Source organism: Biomaibacter acetigenes, from assembly GCF_003691585.1.
Taxonomy (GTDB): domain Bacteria; phylum Bacillota; class Thermosediminibacteria; order Thermosediminibacterales; family Tepidanaerobacteraceae; genus Biomaibacter; species Biomaibacter acetigenes.
This window is the reverse complement of the sequence record NZ_CP033169.1, coordinates 836,612-849,275: the sequence shown is the minus strand read 5'-3', so window position 1 is coordinate 849,275 and position 12,664 is coordinate 836,612. Positions and strand designations below refer to the sequence as shown.

Sequence of the window (12,664 nt, the reverse complement as noted above, 5' to 3'; positions counted from 1 at the left end):
CCACTATCTGTGTAATGCTTTTGTTACCGCCAGGGCAAAAAGCAGCCCCCCTGGCAAAAACTTTGCCCAACCGTTTTCCATACCGGGTATCCTCTTTGCTCCGGTGTAAAGCCCGGCAGACAAAAACAAGACACTCATTATTGTTACAAGAGTAATTGTGAGTACCACATTAAATCCTGCTGCGGCAGCTCCAATTCCGGCACCAAAGGCATCCATGGCCAGAGCGGTCCCCAGCAGAAATGCCTCTCTTGGGTCTATCACACCGGATATGTCTCTATCAGCTATGGCGGGTTCTCTCAAGATCATAACAACCAGTCCCAGAGGCTTGATTTTCAAAGCAGCAATGGTCTTCATCCGGTCTTGACCGGATGAACCGCTCCTTTTTACCGCCTCCATCATGGACCATATGCCGATGGCAAGCAAAATAGCAACGCCTATAAACCGTGCAACGCTGGGATTCAAGAAGGCTTCCATAGCTTTCCCGAAAACCATGGCCACTGAAAGGGCTACCGATGTGGCAAGAGCAATGATGAACTGGGAAAACCAGGGTATCCTTATACCTTTCATACCATAGATTATACCTATGGAAAAACCATCAACACTTACGGCTATAGCGAGCACTATGTTGGATAATATCTCCAAAATCATCTCTCCTTTTGTTAATTCTATATCCATCATATCGCTAATTCTCGGGCGCTAGCCTTCATGACCTCTTCCTGAAGAAGATGCCATATATCCCGGTATAGTGCCGCAAATCTAGGTGATGACCGCAATGAAAGAATATCCCGGGGCCTTTCAATATTCACATCCACTATGGCTTTTATTTTTCCTGGGTGGGCCGTCATTACCATCACCCGGTCGCCCAGGATAAGGGCTTCGTCTATGCTGTGAGTTATGAAAAGGGAAGTTTTGCCGCTGCCTTCCCATATCTTTAAAAGTTCCTGCTGCAGTATCAAGCGGTTTTGCTCATCCAGAGCCCCGAAGGGCTCATCCATGAGGAGTATTTCGGGGTCGCTCACAAAAGCCCTGGCCACATTTATCCTCTGTTTCATGCCTCCCGAAAGCTGATAGGGAAAAGCATGGGCAAATTTGGAAAGCCCCATCATCTTCAGATACCGGGCCGCTGTTTCTCTTCGTTCCTTAACGGGCACGCCTTTTATTCTGAGACCGTAAGCCACGTTTTCCGTGACGGTCATCCAGGGAAATACAGAATCCCCCTGAAAAACCATGGATGTGAGGGGCTTTTCGGGATTTTTGGACCGCATGTAAACCCTGCCGGAAGTCTGTTTTTCAAGGCCCGCCAGTATCCTTAGGAATGTAGTTTTCCCACAACCGCTGGGTCCCACAATGCACAGAAATTCTCCATCTTTAACGGATAGGTTTATATCCGCCAGGGCAGTAACGCTGCCGTTGCGAGAATTGAATATTTTTGTCAGGTTTTCAGTTAGTATGGCCTCGGTGGGATACATATCTTTCAACTCTTTTCGCTCTTCCACGGTATCACAATCCTTTCTATGAGGTCAAGCAGGTAAGAAAACACATATCCCAGAAAGGCCATGGTTATCAGGGCCACAAACATCTTTTCAATGTCGAACATGTCATAAGCCCTCCACACCATCCATCCCACGCCGGCCTTTGCCGCCGAAAGTTCCGCAGCAACTATGAGCAGAAGCGCAGTGCCCATCCCCAGCTTGAAACCTGCAAATATCATGGGCAGTGCTCCGGGCAGCGCCACGGTGGTGTAAAACTGGAAGCGGCTGGCTCCAAAATTTTTAGCCACATCCAGATATATATCATCTATATTCAAAACCCCTGCCATGGTATTTATCAATACCAGGTAAAACACGCCTATGGCAATGGTGAAGACTTTGGATGCCTCGCCCAGGCCAAAGATGATGAGAATAAGTGGCATAATGGCCAGTTTGGGGATGGGAAAGGTTGCCGCCACCATGGGCATCAGGCTTGCTCTCACCGGGGGAAATAGCCCCATGGAAAGCCCCAGTATCACGCCGGGAAACGCTCCTGCCAGAAATCCTAAAACGATTCTCTGGGTGCTGACCAGAGTGTGGTAGAGCAGTTCTCCCGAGTATAACATGGGGACCAGCGTGGCAAATATCCTGGAAGGACTGGAAAACAGCCTGACATCAATCATGTTAAATCTCGCCAGAATCTCCCATAAAATGAGAAGCAGGGAAGGAGACAAAAAGGCCAGGACTTTTAACAGAAACCCTCTACTTGCCCATGCTTTGCTTTTAATTTCTCCCTTTTCTTCTTTTATTATTATACGCCCGAAGGTCTTGCGGATTCTTTCTTCCATCATGCTCATCGTGATGTCACTCCCCTCTAGTTAATGGCCGAAAACCATATACGGTTTTCGGCCATTAATTTGCTCACTTTTCATACTTGCCCAGGACCTGTACCGCAAAATCACAGAAGCTGTTGTCCACCACATCTTCGGCCTTCAGGTCGCCCTTTAATAGGTCCCTCTGTTTATACCAGTCCAGGTCCATCTGGATACCCTTCATCCTCACATATCCATCAGGATTCAGTCCCACAGGATACATCTTCTTGTAAAGTTCCTTGTCTTTTACCACCGAATATTGGGCAAGAATAGATATGACCTCATCCCGGTTTTTATTCTTGAAAAAGGCGTCATTGTAATCCCTGAGGGATTTTACGTATGCCACCATGAATCGTTTCGCCACTTCGGGCCTCTCCAGCATGCTCTTCCCATAGACCAGCAGAGCAGTTTGCGCATCGGGGTCATATTCCGCAGGGTCTTTCCAGGGGTCTGCAATATTTTTTGAAATAGCTGCCGTCACAAAGGGTTCTATTACCATGCCGCCGTCGATGCTCTTGTTGCTCATGGCCGCCACTATATCCGGAAATGCCCTTATGACCTGAAGATCCACATCTTTTGTAGTCAAGCCTCCCTGGTTGAGTACCCGGTCCAGAGCGATCTCATCCAGTGATGCGGTGCCCACCACAGCCAGTTTCCTTCCATTGAGATCTTTGAAGTCCTTGATTTCATCTACTAAATCCTTTCTGATCATCAGCCTGTAATATCCCTTACCTGCTACATTTATGCCCTTATCAGCTACAATCTTGATGGGGATACCCCTCAGCATGGCATTGAAAAGCCCCGCTGCGGTTACGGTGCAGCCCACATCCAGCTGCCCGGCCCCCAGAGCGTTTATCATGTCCTGACCGGTATTGAATTGCACCGGTTCAATCTCTATGCCCATGTCTTTGTAATACCCCCTGGCCATGCCGATGAGGACCCCGGCATCTGAAACCACCTGCTTCATGCCCACCGTCACTTTTACCGTCGGCGACAGAGGTGCAAGTTCTGTTTTTTGTTGTGGTTCAGCGGCTTCTTGCTTTGAAGCCTCCTGTACAGTCTGCTGTTTTTCCGACTGTTTGGGTTCTTGCTTAACAGCCTGCTGACCGCATCCCGCCGCCAGGATGGAAAACAGCATCACAAACACCAATACCCACGCCAACCGCTTCAACACCATCACTCCTTTAACATTTATAAAGATTTTAAAACTTAACCTTCTTTATATTATTCCAGAGGACATGAAGAGGTTACCGAAAAATTATATTCATTGCAGCCATCAGCCTTGAACATTTAAGGATTAAAAAAAACGGGTGAAAACACTAAAAAAGTGTCATCACCCGGATGATCTATTTCAGGGAGGAAGAAAAATTATTCTTTAATAAAATTTATTTTAAAAGGGTCTGCCTATATTTTTGTATTGCTTTAAAGATATAAAAACTCAGTCCCACTAAATCCCCTTTTTTTAATAGATTTTCCACTTCCTCCTGCATATAAGCCCAGTTCGGCGAATTATAATACCTGTCAATAAAATAAGCCAGGTTATTTTGTATTAAATCATCATCACTATACTTTTCTCTGTTGGGAATTTTATTAATTAACTCAAGGAAATACTGGTATGTCTGTTCTTTAGTCAATATTGAAACCCCCTACGAAAATTTGATTTTTCAATGTCGTTTTTATTATTATTGGAATAAAAAGGAAATTTATTTTTCCAATAACTTTATATTATAATATTCGATATAAATTTTATATTTTTGGGGTTTTTTTAAAATAAAATTCTGGAGTACTTTACATCATGCTTTGCTGATTGGCTTTCCCGACGGATTTTTACATACTTTCTTTTTTGTAAGTTTTAACAAAAAAGCTGTTGACCAGCTTTGTCAACAGCCATAAAACTTTCAGGAACTTTAATTTTATAGATACCCCTCTGCTTTTAGTATATGCACAGCCTGTTTTAAATCCTCGCCGGCCACCAGGATAACCGGCCCTGTGCAGCCCATGCCGGTTTCGGCGTATATGTTGCTTTTCCATAGGGTATTTGCCGCTTCTTCCATTTGAAGCACATCTATGCCGCTTATCTCTTCGGTGACGGCTTTTTTTGGCGGAGGGGAAACAGACAATCCGCTTTTCCACGGCATTGCACTGGTTTTCCCCGCTCCGGGCAAAGAATCCTGGCCGGCCGGGGCGCCTTCGGCGGTACCTTTTAAAATCTCGTCAAACCCCAGGGCCTTAAGCTTCACAAATTCCTCTCTGGTCTTTTCCAGGAGATTTCCCCGGACCATTTCCACTGCATATCTTATGGCCCCCTCCATGACCGGTGCTCCTGAAGCCCGGGACAAAATCAGGATTATCCTGCTTGCATTTTCTCCAATGCCGGGACCGTAGCCCCAGCCCGAAGCCTCATAGTCTCCGCCGGTGGTGTAGGCGGAAAATATTTTCATGAGAAGGTTGCCCGTGAGGGTGTCGGTGACCATGATGTCGCAGGAGCCGGCCAGAAGGTCGTTCCCCCTCATGATACAGCCGCCGTCGGCCCTTAGAGACTCGGCAAAATTTATATCATAACCTCTGTCTTTTATGGCTTTCAACAGGCGCTCCGCCTGCCGGGCGCCGTCCAGGTTCAGGATTCCCAGAGAGGGATTTTCATCGCCGGCGGCTCTGGCGGCAATTATACCGTATATGGCGTTTTTTACCATGGCCTCCACCCTTCCGGCGGCGGCGCTGCCGGTGGTGGTGGCTATATACATAGGCCGGCCCTTTCCGGGGGTGACAACCCTTCCCACCGTGGAAATTCCGAGGGGGAAGTTATAGTGCATGGTCACAGCGGCGTCGAGCTCGCCATCATCCAGCATTTTTTCCATTAATCTATGTGCATCCGCCAGGCAATCTGCCGGAACGCCTTTCAGGCTTTCTTTTGCAAGGGTTTCGGCGGGACCCAGGGCGATAACCTCCACACCGTCCAGCAAGTCCTGTGCTTTCCGGGCCGCGAAAAGAAGCATTTCGGGAGGGTGTTCCCCACCTGAAACGGTAATTCCAATCTTTATTTTCTTACGTTTGCCTTCCAGGGCGTCAGCCAGGTGGTAGAAAAGTTCCGCTCTATCAAGTGCCATCGCCCTTCCCCCTTGCCCTGAGGTAATCGGCAAATTCCCTGAAGGCTTCTGCCAGGTATATGGAAATATCTTTTGATTCAGTGGCCTTTGCCGGTTCTTTTACGTTCTCTGCTGCGGGTTTTTCTTCCGGAATAATTCCGGGGTTTTTCTCAATTATAAAGGATATGCCGTCAAAGAGGTTGGTCATACGGCCCAAAAAGAGGCTGCCCTTGCCAATGATCATGGTCCTTGTCATTTTACCGGAAAGTATAAGTTCTTTGGCGTGACCGATGAAAGGTACTCCGGAAGGGATATGGCCCTGAGTGGGTGCAAAGCCCGGCATACCATGTTCTTCTATAAATGTTTCCATGGCTGCCTTTTCTATCTCGCCCCTTCTTACCGCCAATGCCGCAATCATCTTGAAGTTTGCTTTGGGCACATCTCCGGCTCCGGCAGGTTCTGTAATTTCCGGGTTCTGGAGCTCGGGGGCAAATTTATCCACATCCGTAGCCTTGAGGCCGAGTCTTTCCAGTGGGTCGTAGACGATGGATTGGATGACCGCCTGGGGTGAAGCACCGGAGCCGATGGTATGTCTCCCTATGGAATTCGTTCTGATCACGGGATTTTTACCGTCATTGGCCGTTACCAGTATACCAAAACTTCCCAGCATGTCTTCCAGCAGGGGCATGCCCTTGTTTACATGATCGCGGCCATTCATACCAAGCTTGGCCACTGCACCCCCCGCCACCACCGCCACATTTTTGAAGATGCCCGCAGATACAAGAGCTGCGGCATTCACCAGGGCGTGGGACGGCCCGGCGCAAAATCCCCTGATATCGGCCCCCGTGGCATTTACGCATCCGGCCACTTCGCCAACAGCCTTTGCAAAATTGCCTCCGCCCCTCTGATTCATGTCTCCGCAGGCTTCTTCGGAACATTCTATGATGTAGTCTATACCCCAGGGAGATATGCCTGCATTTTTGATCAGGTGCCTTAATGCTAGGACAGCCGAAGCCTTTGTGGCAATGTTTTCGAGCATTGTATGGGCAGACAGGTTTTCATCCACATCATGAGCTTTTTTTATACAGCCTACCGTATGGCCGTGGTATGTAAGCTCTATGGCACCCTGTCCCAAAAGTTGCCTTATGGTTTCCATATCGGTGCCGGTTTTTATACGGGCAAGATCCTGATCGGTCATCAGAGGGTGTGCCGATAATTTCTGCTTTATTTCCAGGGCAAAGCCCTTTTCCAGCATCACCAGGTCAAAGGCGTCCGCCATAGCCATAAGGCCGTAAAATTCATCTTCGGGCATTATCTCCCCATAAGGTCCGAAGCGCTCGGCACCGGGCAGGGGATTTTCATACCAGGGTCTTTTTATATTTTTCAAATCATCGGGCTTCAGTCTTCCTATGTATGCCTGATTTGGGGCATAGGCTACGGCGTCTTCGTAGCTTCTGATGTGTGCCGGAGCCCGGCGATAGTATTCGGATTTCTCGTTTTGTTTTTCAAGGAGCTGTGTGGTGCCGGCAGCCATCATGATGTTTGGGGTATGCACCATGATGTAACTTGAACCGGATATGACGGGAAAGGTCAAGCAAAAAACCTCCTTTCAATGTTTGAAGTTCGAATATAGATAACCGGCTTTTAGCCGGTTACCTTTATTTCACTTTAGAGTAACAGCTTCCTTTTCTGGAACAGCTTCTTCAAACACCGTCTGTTTATCCACATCGGTCTTAAGTGCATGGAGTGCTTTCATTATGAGGCTCCGGCGGAGTTCTTTTTCCTGTTCGTGGTTCAGGGCCGGATTCCCCAGAGGATGTGGTATTGCCACCGCCGGCACAATGCGGTTGGCACCTACCGTGAGGGATATAGGGACTATGGTGCACACATGCACTGTAGGAAGCCCTGCCCTTTCCAGTTCCTTTACCATCGTTGCGCCGCAACGAGTGCAGGTGCCTCAGGTAGATGTGAGTATAACCGCCTGGACTCCGTCGGCTATTAGTTCTCTTGCTATAGTCTGGGCAAACCTTCTGGCACTGGCTACCGAGGTGCCGTTGCCCACTGTGGCGTAATAGTACCTGTGCAGCTTTCCTACGACTCCTTCCTTTTCCAGGTCGCGCATAACATCCACCGGCAGCACGCGGTTGGGATTCTCGTTGGCGTAAGTCGGGTCGTAGCCGCCATGGGCCGTCTGGAAATCTTTTGAAGTGAGGAATTCCACTCCTTCCAGGTCATATTTACCAAACCTGGAAGCGCTTGAGGCCTCGATGCGGTCCGGATTGCCCTTGGGGACTATCCCTCCCGACGTCACCAGAGCAATGGTGGCTCTGGAAAGGTCTTTTACCGCGGGTGCGGCTGTTACCCTGTCAAAATTCGGCATTGGGTATTCGGTAGTAAAGGGTTCACCTTTCAATTTCTTTACAAGCATATCCACCGCACGACGGGCGCCGTTTTCTCCCACAAAGATGTTCTTGCGGACTCCCCGGGGAATATAGCCTTCCGCGGCCGGCAGACCTATTTTTTCCCCTCGGGCCAGTTTCAATGCCAGCCCAGCCATCTTCGAGACTGCATCCCTCATGCCCGCCGCAGAATTGGCGGTTTCCACGATATAGACATCTTTCTTGAAAACCTCCACCCCGGGGTTTTCGGGAAACATTCCGGTTACGGCGGGTATGGAAAGTTCATCTATTACGGTCTTGCAAACACTGCCGCAGGCCATGCCATAACGGCCCGCATTGAAGGCAGGCCCTGCTATGACCAGCTCCGGATTATATTTTTTAATCCTGGAAAGCACATCAGCCCTGGCCTCATCCTGATGCTCATTATAGTATGAATCGCCGCAGATGACGGTACCCACAATTTCTGCCTCTTCACCAAATGCCATCTTGAAGGCCATGCCGGGCCCTACTATTCCTTCTTTATCCTGGGGGGGAGTATCGGCTTTTTCCTCTCCGCCTATCTGTCCAAAAAACTGGTTTATATAATGGACAACTCTATATTTCCCCATAACGAATCCTCCTTTCATGATTTCATTATGCTTTATATTTCGAATACTGCTCCCTGTACTTGCTCACTTCTTTAGAAATGGCGTCCACATCCAGCACCATTTCCATCATACCCACCTGTTCGTCATAAACCCCGGCATCCACAGCGGCTTTTACCTCGGGCTCTACGATGTGGTACACCGCCAGGCCCAGGGAAACGCCCGCCAGCGGGCCCGCAAAGGTGGGGTCACCATTAGTCACCGTCTCGGCAGCAATTCCTGCTGCTTCAGGTTCTGCTCCACCCAGTATAACTACAACGTTTTCGGCTCCATATTTTTCCGCCATATCCTTAATTCTCTGTTGGATCTCCAGATCCATCGCACCGGCGGCCGTTCAGACGAAGCACTCGGTGGTGGAAAACACCACTTCTCCTTTAGTGGTCTTCATACAGGCTTCTATGGCCGGTCCCGGGACACCGTCCCTGTCTCCAACGATGATGATTTTCTTTTCTTCAAACATCAAAATTCCTCCCTTATATTTATTTTTAGTATCTTTTATGATCTCATATTTTGTTCACCATATGCTATTATCTTCCGTTTTCAATTTCACTGTGATTTTTCAAAACGGATATCCTTTCTCGTACCTTGAATATCATGAAAAGTCTTTAAGATGTTCGATATCTTAGATTCGAACTTCGAACCTCGAACTTCTAATATGTCGTCGCGCTCATGCGGGTAAAGCCTACTTCCGATGTGGCCCCTGTTATGGCCTGAAGTTCAATTTCAATGCTGCCGTCATCCCGCAGGGATTTCTGGGAGCCTCCGGCGATGATGGTGGCGGTATCTGAGAGGCCTATGATTTTTTTCATAGGGGGCAGCACTATTTCCTCATTGGCATTACCGGCGGTCACCACCGCATCGGCTTTTACATCGGCATCGGCCAGGGACTGGGAAGCGCCGTCCCTTCCGGCATATTCATCCGTAATGAGCACTGTCTTGATTCCTTTTCCCTCTATTTTTTTGCAGTTCATGATGAGGTCCGTATCCGGGTTGCCAAATCCCTCTTCAGTTATGATTACCCCATCAAGGCCCAGGTATTCAGCCAGTTTTGCCGTATAATCCGAGGACCGCTCCTTGTCGGCCAGGGTTACATTTTCATTGGTGATGATGACGCCTACAAAATTGATATCCTTGCCGTGCCTTGCATAGAGTTCCTCTATGACCGGGTTGTTCTGGTGCACATAGGTGGTGTTTTTATCGCAGGCCGAAACGCAGTTGCCGCTGACGATGGCCCCGTCCATGACTTCTGTGGGAGATATAAGCGTAGGGATGATTCTCTTGGCGTCGACACCGTAGACATAAGTATCATGCAGGAGGCCCTGGCTCTGTAGCTGATAAACATAGGCCACTTTGGGCAGCCCCGGGTATTCGGAAAGGGCACCGGCGATGGATTTAGTCTCATAGGCCCTGGTCTCCTCTGGCTCAAGGCTTTTTACAGCCTCCGCCACATAGGCAGCAGCCTTTAATCCGGCAATCCTTACGGCCTCTTCGTGCTCATGGGAATCCAGACCGTCCCTGGGATGGGCTATCACCACCAGGTTGAACAATTTTGAGAAGGGGGTATACTCGGCTCCGGGGCCTGCCATGTCGATAATGCCTTCCTGGAAGCCCACTATACGGCCGCAGGTCACCACTGCCATACCTTTTAAGACATGAGTCCTACCGGAACCTACGGTGATGGGTTTGCCCAGAAACCCCGGAAATACAGTGCCGCCTGACACTTTAACTCTTGGTTCTATGACATCTTTTACCGGTATAATCCTTACTTCTTCCCCGGGTTTTGCAATATCCAGGTCCACGGCTTTAAGCCTGCCGTCTTCCAGCAGCATACTGGAAAGCTCTATTTTATTAACGGTCACAATGCCGTCTTTAAATCCGGTCTTTTCCCCAAAGACCAGGTCTTTTACATGAAAATTCCCGAGTTCCAGCTTCAAATTCTTTCCCTCCTTGAAATGAAATTATACTTTTTCTCCCCCGGTATGAAAACAATCATATATTTTTTTTGATCATCTCCTCGACCATTTCAATAGTTACATTTTTGGTGACTTCATCGGCTTTCTGCCCGTTTTTGTAAACAATGAGGGTGGGCAAACCCATGACCTTCTGGGAAATGGCCAGCCTCATGTTTTTGGAAGTATCCAGTTTGCAGAACTTGACCCTGTCCCCATATTTTTCTTCCAACTTTTCCACATGAGGCATCAAAGCCTTGCATGGCTCACACCGGGGACCCCAGAAGTCCACCAAAACAGGCATTTTGGATTTCATCACCTCCTCCTCAAAATTTTCGGCAGTGAGTTCAATCATGACAATGACCTCCTTAAATTTAAATTGCATTTTTACAAAAATGGATTTATGTAGTACCGGAAAAATCAGTTGTTACATTTTGTATGGTTTGTTTTCTAACGTTACCCCTACCGTATATTCTGCTTATAATAAATACAAATATCCGTCGGCTAAAATTTGGACAAACAAAAAGAGAAATAAAGGTTTTAAGCCTTTATTTCTCTGTTTCTCACCTGAGAGATTCCTTCCCGGCCAGGGCCGGAAATTTGCTCCTTCGGTGCCTTTCGGCTCTCCAGAGATATGTCTGGATACGGTCCTTTTGCCTGAGAGTTTCATGGCTTTGCCACTTACCCCTTCGGCGCCCTTTTTAAGGGTCTCTTCCATATCCTTCATTCACAAGTTATTCTTTTCACTAATATTATATTACGTATTTTTGTTTTAGGCAAGAAATTTCTACCTGCAATACCTATTATTATTCGGTGAAATTATTGATGTTTAATGATATACTATAAACGGGATGTTTTTTATCCCAAAAAGAGGGAGAGGATTTCCGTGGACCCAGTAACCCATGCTGCCGTAAGTTTTGGTATTTTTAGCCTGGCAAATTCAGCGCCGGCACCCTTCAGCCCCAGTTTAATAGGCAACATCGTCGGTTCACTGGCCCCGGACTTCGATATCGTCCTCAGAATGTGGGGTCCTCTGACCTATTTAAAGAATCACAGGGCTCAATCCCATTCGGTATTGGGAATAACGGCCATATCAGCCTTTACAGCGTCCCTCTTGACCCTTATACCGGGGCTCCCATCGGAAGGATTTTTTCAGATTTTTTTCTGGACACTCCTCGGAGCCCTCTCCCATTCAATTTTGGATATCCTTAATTCTCACGGGATAAAACTCCTTTGGCCTTTTTCATGCAGGTCTTTCAGCATACCTCTTTTGAATATCTTTGACCCTTTTTTTATTTTTCCTTTTTTCTTAATAACCTTTTTACCCGGTGACGCCTTTTCAAAACATTCATTATTTTTGTTGGCCATGTTATACCTTATATTCAGGTTTTATATCCGCTGTAGGATTGCAAGGTACCTAAAACTAAAATATAGAAAAAAAGCCCTGCACAGGGTTCTGGTCATGCCGTCCATGTTCGGTATTTTTTCCTGGATATTTATCGTGGAGACGAAAAAATCCCTTCTGGTGGGAAGTATCAATTCATTTCCGAAAAAATTGTTTAAGCCCGTGCTCAAAGAACTATTGAAATGCAAGGATCACCCCATGGTCCAGCTGGCTTTAAACTCAAAGCCGGGGGAGATCTTTAAGAGTTTTACGCCCTTCTACTATATCGACCTCATACGAAAGGGGGAATATTTTTACGTTCAATTCTATGATCTACGGTATCTTTTAAAGGACAGATTCCTTCACAGTGCCACTGTCATAGTTTCCGAAGAAGGGGATTTGCTCGAAGGCCTCTTTCATCCCTTTTCGCCGGAAAACTGCATAGCGATTTAATAGCACATTGCATTTAAAAGTGTTGTGCGCCTGCACCTGTCATTTCATAGGTTCGAGGCCAGAAGCCGGAAGGCAGATCGAAATCAAAGTTTCTTTTGTTTCCCCAGTAATTCCAGCCCGAAGCTCACCACATCCTCAAAGACCGAAGTGTTTATGGAATAATATATATTCTGTCCCTTTCGTTCGTCCAGCACCATCCCCGCCTGTTTTAATATGTTCAAGTGGTGGGATATGCTGGGCTTTGTTATGTCAAACTTCTCGGCTATCTCCCCGGCAGTCATATCATGCTCCTTCAGCATCATCAGGATTTTTCTGCGGATGGGATCCGAAAGGGCTTTAAATATAACATTCAAGCTCATACTCTAGCACCTTCTCAAATCTAATAATTTTTGTATCCGGTCTGTATCT

General features: G+C 47.5%; 13 protein-coding genes and 1 riboswitch. Of the genes, 1 reads left to right on the top strand and 12 read right to left on the bottom strand.

Annotation, left to right across the window (positions count from 1 at the left end):
• Positions 1-3 precede the first annotated feature (3 nt).
• From ytaF to trxA, 11 genes are all read right to left on the bottom strand, one after another.
• Positions 4-642: a sporulation membrane protein YtaF gene (ytaF, locus tag D2962_RS04135; protein ID WP_120765431.1), complete on the bottom strand. Its 639-nt coding sequence runs from the start codon at positions 640-642 to the stop codon at positions 4-6.
• A 32-nt stretch (positions 643-674) separates the two neighbouring features.
• Positions 675-1,469 (bottom strand): ABC transporter ATP-binding protein, encoded by a 795-nt coding sequence (locus D2962_RS04130; protein WP_120765432.1) that lies wholly within the window; start codon positions 1,467-1,469, stop codon positions 675-677.
• A gap of 5 nt (positions 1,470-1,474) precedes the next feature.
• Positions 1,475-2,326: an ABC transporter permease gene (locus D2962_RS04125; protein WP_120765307.1), complete on the bottom strand. Its 852-nt coding sequence runs from the start codon at positions 2,324-2,326 to the stop codon at positions 1,475-1,477.
• Between the two features lie 64 nt (positions 2,327-2,390).
• The gene (locus D2962_RS04120) at positions 2,391-3,518 is read right to left on the bottom strand and encodes an ABC transporter substrate-binding protein (RefSeq protein WP_245984892.1); all 1,128 of its coding nucleotides are present in this window, start codon (positions 3,516-3,518) and stop codon (positions 2,391-2,393) included.
• Between the two features lie 208 nt (positions 3,519-3,726).
• Positions 3,727-3,975: a hypothetical protein gene (locus D2962_RS04115; protein ID WP_120765309.1), complete on the bottom strand. Its 249-nt coding sequence runs from the start codon at positions 3,973-3,975 to the stop codon at positions 3,727-3,729.
• A gap of 279 nt (positions 3,976-4,254) precedes the next feature.
• A complete protein-coding gene (gene grdD / locus D2962_RS04110; protein WP_122014216.1) occupies positions 4,255-5,448 on the bottom strand; it encodes a glycine/sarcosine/betaine reductase complex component C subunit alpha in 1,194 nt (397 codons plus the stop codon).
• A complete protein-coding gene (gene grdC / locus D2962_RS04105; RefSeq protein ID WP_222927676.1) occupies positions 5,438-7,021 on the bottom strand; it encodes a glycine/sarcosine/betaine reductase complex component C subunit beta in 1,584 nt (527 codons plus the stop codon). Before grdC ends, grdD begins: the two co-directional genes overlap by 11 nt.
• Before the next feature lie 69 nt (positions 7,022-7,090).
• Complete coding sequence (gene grdB, locus D2962_RS04100) at positions 7,091-8,434, bottom strand: glycine reductase complex selenoprotein B (protein ID WP_122014215.1); 1,344 nt, start codon at positions 8,432-8,434, stop codon at positions 7,091-7,093.
• A 25-nt stretch (positions 8,435-8,459) separates the two neighbouring features.
• Positions 8,460-8,930: a glycine/sarcosine/betaine reductase complex selenoprotein A gene (gene grdA, locus D2962_RS04095; protein ID WP_120765312.1), complete on the bottom strand. Its 471-nt coding sequence runs from the start codon at positions 8,928-8,930 to the stop codon at positions 8,460-8,462.
• Positions 8,931-9,120: 190 nt separating this feature from the next.
• Positions 9,121-10,404 (bottom strand): glycine/sarcosine/betaine reductase component B subunit, encoded by a 1,284-nt coding sequence (locus tag D2962_RS04090; RefSeq protein ID WP_120765313.1) that lies wholly within the window; start codon positions 10,402-10,404, stop codon positions 9,121-9,123.
• A 55-nt stretch (positions 10,405-10,459) separates the two neighbouring features.
• Positions 10,460-10,774 carry a thioredoxin TrxA gene (gene trxA, locus D2962_RS04085; RefSeq protein WP_120765314.1) on the bottom strand — a complete coding sequence of 105 codons (315 nt, stop codon included), beginning with the start codon at positions 10,772-10,774 and terminating at the stop codon, positions 10,460-10,462.
• Between the two features lie 280 nt (positions 10,775-11,054).
• Positions 11,055-11,146: riboswitch (glycine riboswitch) on the bottom strand.
• Positions 11,147-11,305: 159 nt separating this feature from the next.
• On the opposite strand from trxA, the gene D2962_RS04080 reads away from it, so the two are divergent.
• On the top strand, positions 11,306-12,256 hold the full coding sequence (locus D2962_RS04080) for a metal-dependent hydrolase (protein WP_162991095.1): 951 nt from the start codon (positions 11,306-11,308) through the stop codon (positions 12,254-12,256).
• 83 nt (positions 12,257-12,339) lie between these two features.
• On the opposite strand, the gene D2962_RS04075 is transcribed toward D2962_RS04080, so the two are convergent.
• A complete protein-coding gene (locus tag D2962_RS04075; protein ID WP_120765316.1) occupies positions 12,340-12,615 on the bottom strand; it encodes an autorepressor SdpR family transcription factor in 276 nt (91 codons plus the stop codon).
• Positions 12,616-12,664: the final 49 nt, after the last annotated feature.

Excerpts from the sequence above, each read along its gene's own strand:
- D2962_RS04130 (WP_120765432.1), bottom strand. The coding sequence starts at position 1,469 with ATGTATCCCACCGAGGCCATACTAACTGAAAACCTGACAAAAATATTC.
- D2962_RS04125 (WP_120765307.1), bottom strand. The coding sequence starts at position 2,326 with ATGAGCATGATGGAAGAAAGAATCCGCAAGACCTTCGGGCGTATAATA.
- D2962_RS04120 (WP_245984892.1), bottom strand. The coding sequence starts at position 3,518 with ATGGTGTTGAAGCGGTTGGCGTGGGTATTGGTGTTTGTGATGCTGTTT.
- grdD (WP_122014216.1), bottom strand. The coding sequence starts at position 5,448 with ATGGCACTTGATAGAGCGGAACTTTTCTACCACCTGGCTGACGCCCTG.
- trxA (WP_120765314.1), bottom strand. The coding sequence starts at position 10,774 with ATGATTGAACTCACTGCCGAAAATTTTGAGGAGGAGGTGATGAAATCC.
- D2962_RS04075 (WP_120765316.1), bottom strand. The coding sequence starts at position 12,615 with ATGAGCTTGAATGTTATATTTAAAGCCCTTTCGGATCCCATCCGCAGA.